Here is a 17696-nt window from a genome sequence, read left to right as displayed (position 1 = left end):
TGGTTCGATGCCGCTCGTATGGTAAATAGCAAACCACAGCCGTGTGGCCAGTCGGCATTTCGCTGACCTGTCGAAATGAAATCGGGTCGGAAATGTCTGAGGCGCTAGACCCGCCCCGCGTGACGTGCATTAGGTTCTGTCGCGGAAGGGCTTGCGTCCGAGGCAAAGGGGTGCCGTCATTCGAATCGAGGAGCCGACGAACGACAGACCCAATCAAGCGGACCGTCCACTGATCGGGTTCACCACCCGTGATTCCGCCCCGCAGATCGTGCCGGCACCGCTGGATCGGGCCTGGATGTTAAGGATCGCGGAGTTGCGCAAGGGTTGGCCCACTCGGTGTTTGCCGATGCTCATCGCCAATCAGAGCGGTTGGGAGATTCGCAATCGGTGCGCGTTCACCGCTACGTGGATGGATCAGGAAGACGGCGTGGACGTGATGATCGCACCTGACAGGCGCGACGCCGATCAGTTCCTGCCCGTCAGCCATTTCGGTTCCGGCATTCTGACCTGGCATCTGCCGATAGTGTTTCGCACCCCGCCAAGCTATAACCTGTTGGTCCGCGGGCCGGCGAACCATCCAAAGGATGGCGTGAGTCCGTTAGAGGGCGTGGTGGAAACCGACTGGGCGAGCGCGAGTTTCAGCATGAGCTGGAAATTCACTCGCAAGCTGATGCCGGTGCGATTCGAAGTCGACGAGCCGTTCTGCATGATCGTCCCGCAGCGCCGAGCGGAGCTTGAAGAGTTCGTCCCCGAGTTCAGGCGCATCGACTCTGACGAAGATCTTCAGCGCAAGCATGAGGCGTTCCTTCGCTCGCGTGACGTGGAAGGTCAGATGCGGGCAGTCGAGGCGGTCGCCGCGGGAGGGCGAGTGCCCTGGCAAGCCGATTACACCCGGGGTCGACACATCGACGGCGATGCCGGGGCACCGGATCACCAGACTCGCCGTCATCTTCGTTCGTTCGTTCAGCCGCAACACGGCGAGGGGCAATAGGACGCAAAGTTGGGCAGCGACAGTGAATAGTGGCCCGGCTGCGGGAATTCGCGAACGCGCCAACAACTGGAGCGTCAAGCGTGTGAAGTGGTCAGCGGCGGCCCCGACGCGCACCGCGTGTCCCGGCGTTCGACTGGCAGCCGATCCGCGGCCATCGGCCGGGGTCGCGCGAAAGCCAACGGAATGGCTGGTGGCAATCCTCGGACGAATTTCGATATCGCGCAGAAGGAATGCGTATGGTGACAAATTCCCTGAAATTTATAGGGAAGGATCTCGTCGGCAGAATTGCCGCGTATCCATCGCGCCCGACCAATGAAACATTGGCTGCGGACTTGCCAGTTGCCGTCGCAGCCTAAGCAGCGATCGGGGGCGCCCGCCCGGGCGGAGGCGCCGCACATCCACCGTTCGCGGCCTCGCAGCCCGTCGGATCAGCGACTGCGCCCCGAATCCGATGACGTGCCGCCCGAGCCCGGCCAGATATTTTCTGGGTGATTGCAAACCTAACGGCCTACGTCGTTCTGCCAGTAAATTCCCGCCAGGTTATGCGCTCGAACGGGCCTCGGATGAGCGTTGATGAGCGTTGTGTCGGCCACGTAAACAATATGGAGTTGATTCGAGTCGGCAAATTACGAGCAGGTTAGAAATTTATGAAACACGGGGGCACCGATGAGCCGATTCGACCCACGGTCGCTTGGGGGGCCCCGGTGAACGGCACGTCATTGGCGAGGCCGATGGACGCGCTGGGCCAGTTCTTCATCCTCAGCATCGAGGCTTTGGTCGCCGCGGTCCGCGGGCCCTGGGCCTGGCGTGAACTCCTCGAACAGATCTGGTTCGTCGCTCGCGTTTCGATTTTCCCGACGATCATGCTGTCGATTCCGTACACGGTGCTCATCGTGTTCGTGCTGAACATTCTGCTCGTGGAGATCGGGGCCGGGGATCTTTCCGGTGCCGGTGCTGCGCTGGCCTCGGTGACACAGGTGGGTCCGGTCGTCACGGCCATGGCCGTCGCCGGCGCGGGTTCGACGGCGATGTGCGCCGACTTGGGGTCGCGCACCATTCGTGAGGAAATCGACGCGATGAAGGTGATCGGCGTGAACCCGGTGCAAGCCTTGGTAGTTCCGCGGATCATCGCCGCCACTTTCGTGGCGTTGTTGCTGTATTCGGTGGTCGCCGTGACCGGGTTAACCGGCAGCTACATCTTCGTGGTTTTCGTTCAGCACGTCACGCCGGGCGCCTTCATTGCGGGAATGACTCTGCTCACGGGGTTGCCGCAGGTGGTGATCTCGCTGATCAAGGCGACTCTGTTTGGGTTGTCCGCCGGCCTGATCGCTTGCTACAAGGGACTTTCGGTGGGCGGCGGCCCCACGGGCGTCGGGAACGCGGTGAACGAGACGGTGGTGTTCTCGTTCATGGCGTTGTTTTTCATCAACATCGTGGTGACCGCGCTGGGCGTGAAGGTGACAGCCAAATGACCGACACGGCCGGCGAGCCAACCTTGTTCGCCACCCTGGGACCGCGGCTGGCAGCCGCTACCCGCCGGCTGGGTGAACAGACCGAATTCTACGGGCAATCCCTGGCAGCCACCGCCGACGCGGTACGGCGCTATCCGGGGGAACTGCTGCGGCTGATCGCCGAAATGGGCATGGGCACAGGCGCTTTGGCGGTGATCGGCGGCACCGTGGGCATCATCGGGTTTCTCACGCTGACCACCGGCGCGCTGGTCGCCGTGCAGGGCTACGACACGTTGTCCAACGTCGGAGTCGAAGCGCTGACCGGGTTTCTGTCGGCGTTCTTCAACGTCCGCATGATCGCGCCATGCACCGCCGGGGTGGCGCTGGCCGCCACGATCGGTGCCGGCGCGACGGCCCAATTGGGCGCGATGCGCATCAACGAGGAGATCGACGCGCTGGAAGTCATGGGCATTCGTTCCATCACCTATCTGGCGTCGACCCGGATCATCGCCGGCGTCCTAGTGGTCATCCCGCTCTATGCGGTCGCCGTGCTGATGTCGTTCTTCGCGTCCAAGTTCGGCACGCTCTACATCTACGGCCAGTCACGCGGCGTATATGAGCACTACTTCTCCACGTTTTTGCGTCCCACGGATCTGTTGTGGTCGTTCTTGGCGGTGCTGGTGATGGCGACGGGCGTCATGGTCGTGCACACCTACTACGGCTTCACCGCGACGGGGGGTCCGGCCGGCGTGGGTGAGGCGGTTGGTCGTTCGGTGCGGTCGTCGATGATCGTCACCGCCTTCGTGGCCCTGATGATTTCGCTATCCGTCTACGGGCAGTCCGGCAACTTCAACCTGTCCGGGTAAATCGAATGAGCAACCACGCCGGCAGCGGACTCGGTCGGAAAAACAGCGACCGCACCAGCAGAATCGACCCGATCTGGTGGGCGCCCACGTTGTTCATCCTGGTCGCCGCCTTGATCGCACTGACCGCTGGCGCGTTCTCCGGCAAATTCCAGGAATTCATCCCGCTCACGCTGGAGTCGGACAGGGCGGGCCTGGTGATGGAACCCGGGGCCAAGGTGAAGTTGCGCGGCGTGCAGGTGGGCCAGGTCGCTTCCATCGGCACCGACGTGAGTGCGGCTCAGCTGCAGTTGAAGATGAATCCGGACACCTTCAAATACCTGCCGAGCAACCTCGAGGCCGAGATCAAGTCGACCACCGCGTTCGGCTCCAAGTACGTCGACCTGATCGTGCCCGACCATCCCAGCCCGACCCCGTTGAAGCCCGGCGCGGTGCTGCATTCGCGCAACATCACCGTCGAAGTCAACACGGTGTTCGAAAATCTGCAGTCAGTGGTCGGTGCGATCGACCCGGCCAAGCTCAACGCGATCCTCTCTGCGTTCTCACAGGCGCTGCGTGGCAAGGGTGAACGGCTCGGGCAGGCCATCACCGGCGCGAACAATGTGCTGATGGCCGTCAACCCCCGGCTCGGAACGATCCACGATGACTGGCGGTTGTTCGGCAAGACGGCGGCCATCTATTCCGATGCGGCGCCGGACATTCTGTCGATCCTCGACTCGGCGGCAACCACCAGCGCCACCATCACCGCCGAACAGCGGTCGCTCGATTCGCTGCTGATGTCGGCGGTGGGCTTCAGCCAGACCGGGATCAATGTCGTCGGGCGAAACGAGTCCAACATCGTCCGGTCGATGAATCTGCTCGACCCGACCCTGGCGCTGCTGAACAAATACTCCCCGACCTACACCTGCCTGTTCCAAGGTGCGCAGTGGTACGTGGATCATGGCGGGCGAGATGCGTTGGGCGGCAACGGTTATTCGGTCATCCTGGACGCCGCGCTGCTCTTCGGTGACGACCCCTACCGATACCCCAAGCACCTCCCCAAGGTGAACGCCACCGGCGGGCCGGGAGGCAAGCCCAGCTGCGGATCGTTGCCCGACCCCAGCGCCAACTTCCCGGTTCGGGCACTGGTCACCGACACCGGTTGGGGGGCCGCGCCCGACGAGATCCGAACCACCCCGTGGGTCGGTAATCCGTGGTGGGCCAACTATTTCCCGACCACCAAGAATCCCCCCGAACCGCCGCGGTACAACTACCGCGGGGGAGTGCCGCCGTCATGAGAAGGAAGCTTCCCGGGATCATCCTCCGTGTCGCCCTATTCACGGTGGTCTGCCTGGTCTTCACGTTCAGCCTGATCGCGGTCTTCGGGCAATTGCGCTTCGAGGATCGCGCCGGCTATCAGGCGGTTTTCACGAACATATCCGGGCTGAAGTCCGGCAACTTCGTCCGCATCGCCGGCGTCGAGGTCGGCAAGGTGGGCGACCTCACCCTGCACCGCGACGGCACGGTCACCGTCGGCTTCACGGTGGACAAGGGGGTGCGGCTCACCGAGGGCACCAAAGCCGTTGTGCGCTACGAAAACTTGATCGGTGACCGTTATCTTGCGCTCGAGGAGGGACCGGGGCTGCCGCGCCGGCTGACGCAGGGCGCCACAATTCCCCTGGCGCGAACGTCACCAGCACTGGACATCGACGCGCTCATCGGGGGTTTCCGCCCGTTGTTCCGCGCGCTGGACCCCGATCAGGTCAACGCCCTGTCCGGGCAGTTGCTGCGAATCTTCCAGGGGCAGGGCGGCACCCTGGCCTCGGTGCTGGCGCAAACCTCGACGCTGACCTCGACCCTGGCCGGACGCAGCGAGTTGATCGGCCAGCTGATCACCAACTTGAACACGGTGCTCCGCACGTTCGCCACCCGCGACCACGAGTTCTCCGATGGCCTGGACAAGCTATCGCAACTCGTGGAGGGGCTAGCGCAGCGCAAGGATGACATCTCCACCGGGCTCGCCTACATCAATGCCGCCGCCGCCTCGGTCGGCGACCTGCTGGTCCAGGCGCGCCAGCCGATCAAGGACGTGGTGCGCGAAACCGACCGGATGTCGGCGCAGGTGCTCACGGACCGTGAGTACGTGGACAAGTTGCTCAAGGATTTGCCCGACATTTATCAGGTGTTGGCCCGGCAGGGCCTCAATGGCGACTACTTCGGCTTCTACTTCTGCGACGTACTGATGAAGATCAACGGCAAGGGCGGCAACCCGGTTTACATCAAACTGCTGTCCCAGCCCAGCGGGCGGTGCACGCCGAAATGAAGTGGATCGAAGTCAAACCCATCAGCCAGCGCAACCCCGTCTTGGTGGGGCTGATCGGCACCGTGCTCGTCACGTGCGTGGTGCTGGCGGCCTTCGAATACAACAGGTTGCCGTTCATCAAGAACACCAACGACTATTCCGCCTACTTCGCTGAGGCCGGCGGCATCAAAGTCGGTAGCCAGGTGCGCATTTCGGGCATGGGTGTAGGCAGGGTGTCAGAGGTGCGTCTGGACGGCACCAAGGTCCGGGTCGGTTTCACCGTTCGCAAGGGCATCGAGTTGGGGGACCGAACGGAAGCGGCAATCAAGACAGAAACGATTCTCGGCGCGAAGATGCTTGAGCTCACGACGCGCGGCGAAGGCCGGTTGTCGGGCACCATTCCGCTGGAACGCACCACCTCACCGTATGACCTGCCGGATGCGCTGGGTGACCTGACGACCACGATCAGCGGTTTGGACACCACCCAATTGTCCTCGGCCCTTTCCACATTGGCCGACACCTTCAAGGAGACGCCGCCGGATCTGCGGCCCGCGCTGCAGGGAGTGGCCCGGTTCTCGGACACGCTCAACAACCGGGACGCGCAACTGCGCAGCCTGTTGGGGAACGCCAACAAGGTCTCGGCCGTACTGGGCAAGCGCAGTCAGCAGATCGCCGGGCTGGTGGCCAACTCGAATGCGCTGCTGGCGGCGCTGCTGGACGAACGTGATTCGATCGACGCCCTGATGAACAACATCACCGCGGTCTCACACCAGGTTTCCGGGCTGGTCAACGACAATCGGACCCAGCTCAAGCCGGCCCTCGACAAACTCAACGGCGTGCTGGAAATCCTGGACAACCGCAAGCAAGACATTCAGGCGAGCCTGCCCAAGTTCAAACGGTACGCGATGTCGTTTGGCGAATGCTTGGGCTCCGGACCATTTTTCAAGGCCTACGTGGCCAACTTGGTTCCCGGGCAGTTCGGCGGGATGGTCCTTGACGCGGACATGTACGACCGCTTCCTGGACCCCAACGCGAAGCTGCCGTCCGAGGCCGTCGACCCGCCAACCGGAACACCACCGGTCCCGCCGGAGAACGCACCCGTCCCGATCTGGTCCCAACCGCCCTCACCCGCGCCCGTGGGACCACCGAGTCGGACCATGCCGCCACCCCCGCCGCTCACGACGGGAGGCCCGTGAACATCGACCGTCGCACCCTGCAGACGCTGACCGGCATCACCCTGGCGGCGACCCTGGTCGTCGCGTCGTTTTTGGTCGGCAAGCAGCTGTGGAACCAGGTCGAAAAGACCAGCTATTCGGCGTATTTCAGCGAAGCCAACGGCCTGTTCGTCGGCGACGAGATCCGCATCCTCGGGGTCGCCGTCGGCACCGTGGACAAGATCGAGCCGCAACCCGCCGGCTCCAAGGTGACCTTCTCCGTCGACAAACAGTATTCGATCCCGGCCAACGCTCGCGCCGCCATCCTGTCGCCGTCGCTGGTGACCTCCCGGGCAATCCAGCTCGTCCCGGTGTACTCGGGCGGGCCCAAGCTAAGTGCGGGCGCCTCGATCCCGCTGAATCGCACCGCGGTGCCCGTCGAATGGGACGACTTCCGCAAGCAGCTGGAAAAGCTGACCGACGCGTTGCAGCCCACCAGTCCCGGCGGCGTGAACTCGGTCGGGGAATTCATCGACTCGGCCGCCGACAATGTGCGCGGCCAGGGAGACACCGCTCGGGATACCGTTGTCAAGCTGTCCCAAGCGATTTCAGCGCTCGGTGATCATGCCGATGACATCTTCAGCACGGTACGCAACCTGCAGCTGCTGGTGGCGGCGCTGTACTCCAGCAGCGATCTGTTGGCCTCGTTCAACCAGAACCTGGCCGCCGTGACCACGCTGCTGACGAACACGCCCAACGAAGTCGCCAACGCGGTGAAGAGTGTGGACGGTGCACTGACGGATCTGCGCGACTTCCTCGCCGAGAACCGGGAAGCCGTCGGTGTCAGCTTCGACCGGCTGAGTTCCATCACGACCGCGTTGAACGACAGTCGTGCTGACATCAAACAGATCCTGCACATCGCGCCGACCGTCTTCCAGAACTTTTTGAATATCTATCAGCCGGCGCAGAGCGCAATGACCGGCATCCTTGCTTTGAACAACTTCGCCGACATTCCCCAGTGGATCTGCAGCGCGATCGAGGCGGCTTCCCGGGCCCGCTTGACCCGAGTGTCCAAGCTGTGCCTGCAATACCTGAATCCCATCATTAAAAACCGCATTTACAACTACATTCCGGCAGGTATCAACCCGTTCGTGGGCACTCAGGCGCGCCCGAACGAAATCACGTACAGCGAGGACTGGCTTCGCCCCGGTTATGCGCCCGCACCGCCTGACGCACCGCCCGACCCGCCGCCGCCCCCGGAGGGACCGCAGCCGGGGCCCGCCCAGCGGCCGCCCGAAACGCCGGCGCCGTCCGCCGGCTTGACCGATGCGGCAAAGGTGCTGCAGGACCTGATGCTCCCGACGGGTGCACCATGAGACGCATCGCGGTAGTTGCACTGTGCGTTGGGTGCATCGCCGCGCTCACCTCATGTCACTGGCGCGGGCTGAATTCCTTTGCGCTACCCGGGACCGCCGGCGGCGGACCGGGCTCCTACACGATCCAGGCGCAACTGCCCGACGTCGTGACCATCCAGGAGAACACTCGCGTCCGCGTCGACGACGTCAACGTCGGCAATGTGACCAAGATCGAGCTGCAAGACTGGCATGCGCTGGTCACCATGCGCATCAACGGCGACGTCCACTTGCCGGCCAATTCGACGGCCAAGCTCGGGCAGACCAGCCTGCTCGGCTCGATGCACATCGAGCTCGCCGCCCCCAAGGATGAGCCCCCGGTCGGCCAGCTCACGAACGGCTCCGTGATTCCGTTGGCGCGCGCGAGCATGTATCCGACCACCGAACAAACGCTCGCCTCGGTGTCAATCCTGCTCAACGGCGGCGGAATTGGGCAGCTGCAGGAAATCAACCGGGCTGTCGCGACGGCGTTGGCCGGCCGCGAAGACGATATGCGCAGCCTGCTCGACCAGCTCGATAAATTCGTCGCCGGCACCAATGAACAGACCGACGACATCATCGCCGCCGCCGAGAATCTGAATTCGCTTGCTGGCCAATTCGCCGCCAAAGACCAGGTCGTCGACAAGGCTTTGCTGACCGTGCCTAAGGCGCTCTCGATACTGGCCGACGAGCGCACCAAAATCGCCGACGCCATAGATCAACTCGGCAAGTTCAGCGCCATCGCGGCCGACACCGTTCACCAGAGCAAGGAATCGCTGGTGAACAATCTGCGCAACATCGCACCGGTGCTGCGATCGCTTGCGGACGCCGGACCGTCGCTGACCAAGGGCCTCGACGGGCTGGTCGCCTACCCGTGGCCGGCGTCGACCGCGAGGAACTGGTTCCGCGGCGATTACGCCAACCTGACCCTGGTGGTCGATTTGACGTTGAGCCGCATCGACCAAGGGATCTTCACCGGATCGCGATGGGAAGGCAACCTCACCGAACTCGAGCTGCAGTGGGGACGCACCATTGGCATGCAGCCCAGCCCGGCCACCGCGGGCAACCCGATTACCTTGCCGTATCACTTCGGGGGGTACTGATGCTCCGCCTGAATCGCAAGACGTGGATCCAGCTATCGATCTTGATGTTGGTGACCGTTGTTTCTTGCGGCGCAATGGCGTTCAACTTTATGAAGTTGCCCGCGACACTGTTCGGCATCGGGGAGTACAACGTCACGGTCGACCTGCCCCAATCGGGCGGGCTGTACAAGACCTCGGTGGTCACCTACCGGGGCACCGATGTGGGACAGGTCAAGGCGGTTGATGTCACGTCCACCGGGGTGCGTGCGGTACTGGCATTGAGATCCGGGGTCAAGGTGCCTGCCGATGTGCAGGCGTCGGTGCACAGCCGCTCGGCGATCGGCGAGCAATACATCGAACTCACACCGCAGCCGGGAAAGGATGGACAACCGGTTCGGCCGCTGCGCGACGGCGACGTCATTCCCGCCGGGCGTGTCGACGTGCCCGTTGACATCGGACGCCTGCTCGACCTGACCAACCATGCGCTGCAGGCCATTCCGCGGGACAACCTGCGCACGGTGATCGACGAGACCAACCGCGCCGTCGGTGGCCTCGGGCCCGAGTTGTCCCGGATCGTCGACGGCTCCGCCGCGCTGGCGATTGGGGGCGGCCATACCGTCGACTCGCTGGCAACCCTGATCGATCAATCGCCGGCGGTGTTGAACACCCAGGTGCAGACGTCGGATGAAATCGGCGTCTGGGCGCACCGAACCGCAGCGATCTTCGCGCAGTTCAAGGCGCAGGACGCGGCGCTGCGCGATCTGCTCAGGCAGGGCACCGGCGGGCTGGAGGAGAGCCGCGCGCAGCTCGATCGGGTGACGCCGGCGCTTCCGGTGTTGTTCGCCAACCTGGTCAGCCTCGGCGACATCGCGGTCGTCTACCGGCACGACATCGAACAACTGCTGGTGCTGTTGCCGCAGGGCATCGCCGCCATGGCCGCGATCGTGGTGCCCAGCTCCAACACCAAGCAGGAGTACAAGGGTGCCCAGTTGGACTTCAACCTCAACATCAATCTGCCGCCGCCGTGCACCACGGGATATCTGCCCCCGACCCAGCGACGCTCACCGGTGAACGAGGACGCACCCGACCGGCCGGCGGCCGACCTGTATTGCCGGGTGCCGCAGGACTCCGATTTCAATGTCCGTGGTGCGCGCAACATTCCGTGCGAGACCAAGCCGTGGAAGCGTGCGCCCACCGTCGAGATGTGCGAAAGCGACGAAAACTACGTACCGCTCAACGACGGCTACAACTGGAAGGGCGACCCGAACGCCACCTACACCGGCCAGGGTGTGCCGCAGTATCCGCCGGGACAAGATCCGCGACTACCCCCGCCGCGAGGGACCGCGCCCGCACCGCCACCCGTGGCGGTCGGCACCTACGACCAGTCCAGCGGTGAGTACATCGGGCCCGACGGCCGTCGTTACAACGAGTACGACCTGGCTCACCCGCGTGCCAAGAACTGGCAGCAACTTCTGGTACCGCCACCGTAGGAAGGAACAACATGGCTGTCGAACCTGAGGACGCCGACAACACCGAACAGGACGGCGACCCAACGGAAGTCACCGCCGAGGACCGCGCGCCGCGCCGCCGGCTGCGGCTTTCCCGTGTCGGCACGGCGCTGGTGGTCAGTGCCGTGGCGCTTGCGACGCTGACCGGGTTGGCGGGCTGGCTCGGCTATCGCGCCTACGACAAGCACCAGGCGCAAGGTCGCCGCGACCTGTTCGTTCAGACCGCCCGCCAAGGCGCGGTGAACCTCACCACGATCAGCTACACCGAGATCGACGCAGACGTGCAGCGCATCCTCGACTCGGCCACCGGAGCGTTTCGCGACGACTTTGCCAAGCGGTCGAAGCCGTTCGTCGAGGTCGTCAAGGCGGCGCAGTCGCAATCCGAAGGCACGGTCAGCGAAGCGGGTCTGGTCTCCTCGCAGCGCGATTCGGCTCAGGTGCTGGTCGCCGTCGCGGTGAAGTCGCGGACCGCGGCCGGCGAGCAGTCGCCGCGGGAGTGGCGCATGAGAATCGACGTCCAGACCGTCGGCGACGGCGCCAAGGTGTCGAACGTGGTGTTCGTGCCATGACGACACTCGACAGAGCCGCCACACACGACGAGATCGACGAGATCAGCGCGGCTCCGCAAAGACGGTCGATTCAGTGGAGGCGAGCCCTGGCCCATGGCGTATTACCCGGGCTGGCGCTGGTGGTGGCGCTTGCGACGGGATATCTCAAGTGGCTGGGCGACTCGGCCGAGGACTCCGCCGCGCTGCGCGCCGAAACGGTCCGCATCGGCAGCGAGGATGCGGTCGCCTTGCTGTCGTATAAGCCCGAGTCGGTGGACAAGGATCTCGGGGCCGCGCGCGAGCGGCTGACCGGCGAATTCAAGGATGCCTACACCGAGCTGACCCGCCAGGTCGTCATTCCGGGCGCCAAAGACAAACACATTGCGGCGGTGGCCAAAGCATCGGCGGCGGCGTCGGTTTCGGCGACCGGCAGCCACGCGGTCGTGCTGGTGTTCGTCAACCAAACCGTGACGATCGGCGGAGGCGTCCCCACCGACACCACGCCCGTCGTGCGGGTGGTGCTGGACAAGGTCAACGGCCGATGGCTGGTATCGCACTTCGATCCGGTGTGAGGCGGGAGGTTCGCATGGTTACCCGGATGCGTGCTGGCGCCCGGCTGGTGGCGGTGGCGTTGATCCTTTCGGGCGCAGGAACATTGGGCGCCCCGACCGCGCATGCCGACAACAACAGCCTGAACCGAGCGGTCATCTCCGACGTCTACACCATCCAGCACAATGCGGGTTGCACGAATGACGTCAACCGGAACAACGCGCTGACGTTGGCCGCCGAATGGCACGCGGACGACATGCTCGGCAACCGAAACATCAACGGTGACACCGGGTCCGACGGATCGTCGCCGCAGGACCGTGCCGACCGCGCGGGTTTCCGCGGGAAGGTCGCCCAGACGGTGGCGATCAATCCCGCCCTGTCGATCACCAACCTGGAATTGATCAGGCAGTGGTATTACGACCCCGGCGCCATGGCAATCATGAGCGACTGCGCCAATACCGTCATGGGGGTGTGGTCGGAGAACGCGTTGGACCGCACCGTCGTCGTGGCGATGTACGGACAGCCGGCCCCGCCCATCCGGTGACGTGACCGTCAGGCGCGGCGCGGCGCCAGCGTGCGACGCGCGACGAAATCCAGCGCCGCCCCGAGCACGCCGATGACGACGATCACCGCGACCACTTGGTCGTAGGCGAGCTGGTCCCGCGCGTTGAGGATCTGATAGCCCAAACCTGAACGCACACCTAGCATCTCGGCGGGCACCAGAACCACCCAGGCGATACCCAAGGCCAACCGCAGACCGGTCTGGATGTGGCCGCGCACGGCCGGTACGACAACGGCGGTCAGCAGTTCGATCCGGGTGGCATGAAAGGACCGGGCCACGTCGAGGTATCCGGGCTCGATCGCGTGCACCCCGGCCGCGGTGTTGAGCATGACCGGCCAGACGGCAGCGGCCGCGATCAGAAATATCACCGGTTGATTGCCGATTCCGAACAGCGCCAACGCGATCGGGGTCCACGACAGTGGCGAGATCATCCGCAGGAACTGCACGATCGGTGCCGCCGCCCGCTCGGCGGCGGTGCTCATCCCCACCAGCAACCCGGCGGGGATGCCGATCACCGCCGCCACCAGCAGGCCAATCAGCAACCGCCACAGGCTGATCTCGGTATCGGGCAGCAACACCCCGCGGGTGAACAAGCCGTCCAGCGCGGGAATCACTCGCTGCGGGGCGGTCTGGCGCAGCAGTGAGGTGGGATCGGACCACACCGTGGTGGCCAGCCACCACAGGCCGATCGAGGCGGCGGCCGCGAGCAGTGGTGCCAGCCAACCCCGCAACATTGGGGCGCGCCGCGCCGGCGACGCGGCGGCGACGGTGGTGAAGGGGTTGATCGGGGCGGCGTCAGTGGTCATAGCGATTGCACCTCTTCGGTTCTGGTCAGTGCCGGATCGAGGCCGAAAGCCTGTGGCCCGCCGTGCGTGTCGAGCGATCGCCGAACGAAGACGTCGTCGACCAGCTCACCGTGCACACGCGCGGGGTCGAGTCGCTCGAGGAAATCGCGGTTGCCGTCCACGACGGTCTCCCTCATCGCCTCGATCAAGCGCTCGGTGTAGCTCGGGAATGGAAACGGCTGGTAACCGATGCGCTGCGGCTGCCAGTCCGGATGCACCAACGGATACGGCGGCTTGGGGTAGGTCAACGCCAGCCGAATCGCCCCCACGGGCTGCGGGAGGTACCGACCCGCCAGCGCGGAGGCCGCCGCGCCACGGTCGGCGCCGATGCGAAGCTGCGCGGCGACCACGGCATCGGTGACAGCCTGCACCTGTTCGGGATGCCGCGTCGTCACGTCCTCGTGCGCGAGCAGCACGCAGCAAGCGTGTTCTCGCCACACGTCACCGAGGAAGAGGGCGATGCGTCCAATCTTCTTGATTTGCGCGACCGCATTGAACGGATCGGCTACCACGTAGCCGCCAATCGAGCCGTTGGCCAACGCCGGCACCATGTCCGACGGGCTCATCACGATCAGTTCGACCGTGCCGTCGGACCGAGAGGCGCTGCGACGCACCACCGGCCGGAGCCCGTGCGCGCGCAGCAGACGCTGCAGCACGATGTTGTGAATCGACCACCAGAACGGGATCCCGACCTGCGTGCCGGCCAGCTCGGACAGCTCACGCACGTGCGGTGCGACCGTGAGCGCCGAACCGTTGGTGTGGTTCCAGCCGAGGATCCGCACCGCGCCGCCCAATGCATACCGCAGCTGCACCGCCATCGGCATGAGCAGGTGAACGATGTCGACTTGGCGTGTGATGAACGCTTCGGCCAGCGCCGCCCAGCTCCGGAACAGGACCGGCCGCGCCGAGCTCACCGCATCGGACGGATACAACCCGGCGCTGTGCGCGATCAGCAGCGGCGCCGCGTCGGTGATCGGCAGATACCCGATGCGCAGCTGCGCGCGGGGGTGGGTCGGGGATTCCACGGCGCTGCGCGCGAGACCGGCGACGCCGAACAGCCCCCCGGCGGCGGCGAGCCCGCTGGCACCGGCCAATAACTGACGTCGCGAAAGCAGTTGAGTCACAGCGCGGGCGCCGCCTGGTCGCGGTATTGATCGAGCAGCTCCGAGCGCAGCTGCTCACGGCTTGGGTGCTCGGACACCGTCCACTGACTGCGGATCCGCCCGCCGCTCAACAACACAACGCGGTCGGCAAGCCGTAGGGCCTCGTCGACGTCGTGGGTGACCAGTACGACCGTCACGTCGAGCGCGCCCGCAAGCTCGCCCAGCCAGCTTTGCAGGTCCGCACGGGTAGCCGGGTCCAGCGCGCTGAACGGTTCGTCGAGCAGCAACAGCCTCGGCCGGGCCGCGACCGCCCTCAGCACCGCGACCCGCTGCGCCTGCCCGCCGGACAGCTGATCGGGGTAACGATCGGCCAGCGGCTTCAGGCCGAACCGGTCCGTCAACTCGGCAGGGTAGCTCCGGTCGAAGCCACCCCGCTGTGCGGCGAATCGTGTTGCGAACACGATGTTTTCGCTTACCGTCAGCCACGGCATCAGCAGCGGCTGTTGGAAGACCATCCCGATGCGCGGCCGGACACCGTCGGCGGGCCACACGATCTCGCCGCCGGTCAGTGTGTCCAAACCGGCCAAGACACGCAGCAGTGTGGACTTGCCACTGCCGCTGGGGCCCAGCACCGCCAGGAATTCGCCGGAGATCACCTCCAGGTCGACATCGACCAAGGCCGCGCCAGTGCTGAAGTGCTTGGTGCCTAACGCTATTCGTACTGCCTGAGTTCCCACCGCAACTGTCCTTCCGAGGGAGATTGGATCGGCAGGAACGCCGCTTCGCGAAAGCGGCGGTTGGCGCCGGTGCCCAGCGCGTACGCGGCGCCGCCGGTCAGGGCCAGCTCGAGGCGCGTGGCCTCGACAGCCAGCGTCGCGGCGTCCAGGCGCAATCTGATCAGATCCGGGGTGGCGGCGCGCGCCGGATCCGCGGCCAGCTGGTAGAGCCGGGCATGCAGGCGGTCGCCCCGGGCGGTCAGCTCGGTGAGCTCGGCGCCGAATTGCTCGCCGAGGCCGGTGGTGCGCTGACCGGAGCCGGCGATGGCGGCCCGCCCCACGCCGACACAGAAAGCCGTTTGCAGCAGCAGGAAGGTGGGGCGAATCTGCTGCACGAACTGATGCAGGTCGGTGCTGACTATCTTCTCGGGCGTCACCGCGACGTCCTGCAGTCGCAGCGAGGTGGACGCGGTCGACGCCAGCGCCATCAGCCGAGGCGGCGGGTCGACGATGACGCCGTCGGCGTCGGCGTCGACGGCCACCACGTAGCTTCGGCCGTCGCGGTCGGCTGCCGGCACGACGATCAGGGCGTCGGGAAACACGTTGGACGCCCAGCGAATCGGGCCGCTGATACGCAGACGCGCGCCGTCGTGTTCGGCGACGATGGGCACTGGGCCCAACCCGGCGACGTGCTTGAGGCCGGCGGCCATGGCCGTCACCCCGGGTCGCGTTCCGGCCCGCAGCTGCGGCAGGTGGGCCTCGCGCAGCTGCTCCGGCGCGAGATGCAGGTAGTGCAGCGCCATCCGGTGCGCCCACGCCGAGAATCCCACCGCCAGGCTGTAGGTGGACACCTCGTCGATCACGTGCACCATGTCGTCCAGGCGGTCGTCGAGACCGAGGTCGAACAGCCCGGCGCCACCAAGCTCGGCGATGTCGACCCGGACATCGGTGCTGTGCGCGTCCAACGCCGCGGCCCTCGCCCCGACCGAGGCGGTGACGCGGTGCAGCGCGGCCTGTAGGTCGTCCGCCACTGTGACGGTCACGGCAGCGGCCCTTGCAGACCGTGCAGTCGGTCGAATGGGGTCTCCACGGCCTGGCGGGCGCGGCGGACCGCGTCCTCGTCGGGGGCGTCGTACAGGCACAGGCACTTGTCCATGTCTTCGCGCACGTAGGTGCGCAAAAAGCTGGTCTCGGGCACCTGGGCGTATTTGGGGGAGTTGGCCCGTTTGCGGGCCAGGTAGGAATCCATGTCCAGACCGTCGGGCAGATCCCACTCGACCAGGTAGCCGGCCGACGGCCGAAGCGCTTTCAGCTCGGCCAGCTCAGCGCCGACCAGTCGCACCGCGTGCGGTCCCTCGATTTCGGCGGCGTCGAGCGTCGGGGGCTGCAGTTGGGGCGGGCCGGCGGAGAACTCGGCGACGGCGAAGACACGGTCCGCCGCGGCGGTCACCTGCGCTTCGATCAACTCGCCGCCGGAGCGGTGCAGTTCGGCGTCGAGCGTCTTGAGCAGAGCATCGACGGCGGGTCGGTCCGGATGTGCGGGAACGAGCTCGTACAGGAAAAGCGTCATGTTGTGTCATCCATTCGTCGGAACCAGACTGCTTCGACATTCACACGGACAGACAGGTCTGTCCAGAACGGGAATGGCGTTAAGCTACTCACATGACAACGGTCCCCACCGCCCGCCGCGGCCGCGCCGCTACTAACCCAGTTCCGGACCGGCCGGCTGAGCGGCTCCTCGATACAGCGACGAAACTCTTTGCCTACCAAGGTATTAGGGCGGTCGGCATCGATCTGATCCTGCGCGAGGCCAACGTCGCCAAGTCGAGCTTGTACAGCAGTTTCGGCTCGAAGGAGGCGTTGATAGTCGCGTACCTAAAGCGATTGGATCAGGCTGATCGCAACCGCTGGAACGAGCGAACCGCCGAGCTGACCGATCCGGTTGCCAAGCTCCTCGCCTTCTTCGACCTGGCGGCCGCCGCCGCCCGTGCCCGCGACTACCGGGGCTGTTTGTACGCCAACGCCGCCACCGAATTTCCCGGCGCCGAGCTGGCACCGGTACGCGCCCACCGCGACTGGGTCCGCTCCACCATGACCGACCTGCTGCGCGCCGCGCAGACCGCACAACCCTCAATGCTGGCCGGACAGATCCAGATCCTGTACGACGGTGGGCTGGTCGGCTCCAAAATCGAGCGTTCGACCAAACCCGTGACCGCGGCGCGGACGCTGGCCGAGCGCCTCATCGACGCCCAGCGTCAGACGTAGTCTCTCGCCGCGTCCGAGTCGAGGTTGCCGTGTTCGGTCACGGCCTCGCAGACGCACAGGTGTGCGGTGTCGGGCAACCATCGCCACAGCTGCGCCCCGCGCTTGCGCGCCAGGTGCTGCTGGTAGACCTTGTCGCACTGTTGCTGGGAGAAAGCGAAGTCCAGGTTGACCGGCAACCCGGCCCAATCGACATGGTCACGCATCCGTGTTGGACTCTCAGGACGGGTGTCGCTGGCGTCGCCGCGCCGCAGCCAGCACTGCAGTGGGCAGTCGCCGTGCACGGCGTGCCCTCCGTGGTGCTCCGCGGTCACGCAGATCCCTCCTCGGGCGCACAGATCGTCTCAACTGAAATCGTGCGACGAGGATGTTTCAGCGGCGGGTGTGGAA

Annotated in this window: 19 protein-coding genes; 13 read left to right on the top strand and 6 right to left on the bottom strand. The window is 65.4% G+C overall.

Annotated features, from left to right (window positions below; all coding sequences use genetic code 11):
- The first annotated feature begins 184 nt into the window (after positions 1–184).
- From G6N66_RS17310 to G6N66_RS17255, 12 genes are all read left to right on the top strand, one after another.
- On the top strand, positions 185–991 hold the full coding sequence (locus G6N66_RS17310; RefSeq protein WP_085231331.1) for a DUF6065 family protein: 807 nt from the start codon (positions 185–187) through the stop codon (positions 989–991).
- 704 nt (positions 992–1695) lie between these two features.
- Positions 1696–2463 (top strand): MlaE family ABC transporter permease, encoded by a 768-nt coding sequence (locus tag G6N66_RS17305; RefSeq protein ID WP_085231299.1) that lies wholly within the window; start codon positions 1696–1698, stop codon positions 2461–2463.
- Positions 2460–3308 carry an ABC transporter permease gene (locus tag G6N66_RS17300; RefSeq protein ID WP_085231300.1) on the top strand — a complete coding sequence of 283 codons (849 nt, stop codon included), beginning with the start codon at positions 2460–2462 and terminating at the stop codon, positions 3306–3308. The genes G6N66_RS17305 and G6N66_RS17300 overlap by 4 nt, the downstream gene beginning before the upstream one ends.
- Positions 3309–3313: 5 nt before the next feature.
- The gene (locus G6N66_RS17295; RefSeq protein ID WP_085231301.1) at positions 3314–4582 is read left to right on the top strand and encodes an MCE family protein; all 1269 of its coding nucleotides are present in this window, start codon (positions 3314–3316) and stop codon (positions 4580–4582) included.
- Entirely contained in the window at positions 4579–5607 is a 1029-nt protein-coding gene (locus G6N66_RS17290) for an MCE family protein (protein WP_085231302.1), read from the top strand. Before G6N66_RS17295 ends, G6N66_RS17290 begins: the two co-directional genes overlap by 4 nt.
- Positions 5604–6782 (top strand): MCE family protein, encoded by a 1179-nt coding sequence (locus G6N66_RS17285; protein ID WP_139825036.1) that lies wholly within the window; start codon positions 5604–5606, stop codon positions 6780–6782. Before G6N66_RS17290 ends, G6N66_RS17285 begins: the two co-directional genes overlap by 4 nt.
- On the top strand, positions 6779–8116 hold the full coding sequence (locus tag G6N66_RS17280) for an MCE family protein (RefSeq protein ID WP_085231303.1): 1338 nt from the start codon (positions 6779–6781) through the stop codon (positions 8114–8116). Before G6N66_RS17285 ends, G6N66_RS17280 begins: the two co-directional genes overlap by 4 nt.
- Positions 8113–9234, top strand: coding sequence for an MCE family protein (locus tag G6N66_RS17275; RefSeq protein WP_085231304.1), 1122 nt, complete (start codon positions 8113–8115; stop codon positions 9232–9234). The genes G6N66_RS17280 and G6N66_RS17275 overlap by 4 nt, the downstream gene beginning before the upstream one ends.
- Complete coding sequence (locus G6N66_RS17270) at positions 9234–10703, top strand: MCE family protein (RefSeq protein WP_085231305.1); 1470 nt, start codon at positions 9234–9236, stop codon at positions 10701–10703. The genes G6N66_RS17275 and G6N66_RS17270 overlap by 1 nt, the downstream gene beginning before the upstream one ends.
- 11 nt (positions 10704–10714) lie before the next feature.
- On the top strand, positions 10715–11290 hold the full coding sequence (locus G6N66_RS17265) for an Mce protein (protein WP_232079344.1): 576 nt from the start codon (positions 10715–10717) through the stop codon (positions 11288–11290).
- On the top strand, positions 11287–11841 hold the full coding sequence (locus G6N66_RS17260) for a hypothetical protein (protein WP_085231307.1): 555 nt from the start codon (positions 11287–11289) through the stop codon (positions 11839–11841). The genes G6N66_RS17265 and G6N66_RS17260 overlap by 4 nt, the downstream gene beginning before the upstream one ends.
- A gap of 26 nt (positions 11842–11867) precedes the next feature.
- Entirely contained in the window at positions 11868–12362 is a 495-nt protein-coding gene (locus G6N66_RS17255) for a CAP domain-containing protein (RefSeq protein WP_139825037.1), read from the top strand.
- A gap of 8 nt (positions 12363–12370) precedes the next feature.
- Here G6N66_RS17255 and G6N66_RS17250 read toward each other — a convergent pair whose 3' ends face one another.
- The 5 genes from G6N66_RS17250 to G6N66_RS17230 form a co-directional block, all read right to left on the bottom strand.
- Complete coding sequence (locus G6N66_RS17250; protein WP_085231333.1) at positions 12371–13114, bottom strand: ABC transporter permease; 744 nt, start codon at positions 13112–13114, stop codon at positions 12371–12373.
- Positions 13115–13182: 68 nt separating this feature from the next.
- Positions 13183–14349: an ABC transporter substrate-binding protein gene (locus tag G6N66_RS17245; protein ID WP_085231309.1), complete on the bottom strand. Its 1167-nt coding sequence runs from the start codon at positions 14347–14349 to the stop codon at positions 13183–13185.
- Entirely contained in the window at positions 14346–15065 is a 720-nt protein-coding gene (locus G6N66_RS17240) for an ABC transporter ATP-binding protein (protein WP_085231310.1), read from the bottom strand. Before G6N66_RS17240 ends, G6N66_RS17245 begins: the two co-directional genes overlap by 4 nt.
- Positions 15041–16087, bottom strand: a complete 1047-nt coding sequence (locus G6N66_RS17235) for an acyl-CoA dehydrogenase family protein (protein WP_085231311.1) — start codon at positions 16085–16087, stop codon at positions 15041–15043. The genes G6N66_RS17240 and G6N66_RS17235 overlap by 25 nt, the downstream gene beginning before the upstream one ends.
- Entirely contained in the window at positions 16084–16614 is a 531-nt protein-coding gene (locus G6N66_RS17230; protein WP_085231312.1) for a DUF4242 domain-containing protein, read from the bottom strand. The genes G6N66_RS17235 and G6N66_RS17230 overlap by 4 nt, the downstream gene beginning before the upstream one ends.
- Positions 16615–16706: 92 nt before the next feature.
- On the opposite strand from G6N66_RS17230, the gene G6N66_RS17225 reads away from it, so the two are divergent.
- Entirely contained in the window at positions 16707–17309 is a 603-nt protein-coding gene (locus G6N66_RS17225; protein ID WP_085231313.1) for a TetR/AcrR family transcriptional regulator, read from the top strand.
- On the opposite strand, the gene G6N66_RS17220 is transcribed toward G6N66_RS17225, so the two are convergent.
- Positions 17300–17620, bottom strand: a complete 321-nt coding sequence (locus tag G6N66_RS17220; protein WP_232079343.1) for a hypothetical protein — start codon at positions 17618–17620, stop codon at positions 17300–17302. The genes G6N66_RS17225 and G6N66_RS17220 overlap by 10 nt on opposite strands.
- Positions 17621–17696: the final 76 nt, after the last annotated feature.

Source organism: Mycobacterium conspicuum (assembly GCF_010730195.1).
Lineage (GTDB): Bacteria > Actinomycetota > Actinomycetes > Mycobacteriales > Mycobacteriaceae > Mycobacterium > Mycobacterium conspicuum.
Note: the sequence above shows the minus strand (reverse complement) of the source record. Positions and strands in the feature narration are given on the sequence as shown.

Bases quoted from the DNA above. Each gene is read 5' to 3' on its own strand.
- G6N66_RS17275 (WP_085231304.1), top strand. From the start codon at position 8,113: ATGAGACGCATCGCGGTAGTTGCACTGTGCGTTGGGTGCATCGCCGCG.
- G6N66_RS17270 (WP_085231305.1), top strand. From the start codon at position 9,234: ATGCTCCGCCTGAATCGCAAGACGTGGATCCAGCTATCGATCTTGATG.
- G6N66_RS17230 (WP_085231312.1), bottom strand. From the start codon at position 16,614: ATGACGCTTTTCCTGTACGAGCTCGTTCCCGCACATCCGGACCGACCC.
- G6N66_RS17285 (WP_139825036.1), top strand. From the start codon at position 5,604: ATGAAGTGGATCGAAGTCAAACCCATCAGCCAGCGCAACCCCGTCTTG.
- G6N66_RS17250 (WP_085231333.1), bottom strand. From the start codon at position 13,114: ATGTTGCGGGGTTGGCTGGCACCACTGCTCGCGGCCGCCGCCTCGATC.
- G6N66_RS17300 (WP_085231300.1), top strand. From the start codon at position 2,460: ATGACCGACACGGCCGGCGAGCCAACCTTGTTCGCCACCCTGGGACCG.
- G6N66_RS17295 (WP_085231301.1), top strand. From the start codon at position 3,314: ATGAGCAACCACGCCGGCAGCGGACTCGGTCGGAAAAACAGCGACCGC.
- G6N66_RS17260 (WP_085231307.1), top strand. From the start codon at position 11,287: ATGACGACACTCGACAGAGCCGCCACACACGACGAGATCGACGAGATC.
- G6N66_RS17290 (WP_085231302.1), top strand. From the start codon at position 4,579: ATGAGAAGGAAGCTTCCCGGGATCATCCTCCGTGTCGCCCTATTCACG.
- G6N66_RS17225 (WP_085231313.1), top strand. From the start codon at position 16,707: ATGACAACGGTCCCCACCGCCCGCCGCGGCCGCGCCGCTACTAACCCA.
- G6N66_RS17265 (WP_232079344.1), top strand. From the start codon at position 10,715: ATGGCTGTCGAACCTGAGGACGCCGACAACACCGAACAGGACGGCGAC.
- G6N66_RS17255 (WP_139825037.1), top strand. From the start codon at position 11,868: ATGCGTGCTGGCGCCCGGCTGGTGGCGGTGGCGTTGATCCTTTCGGGC.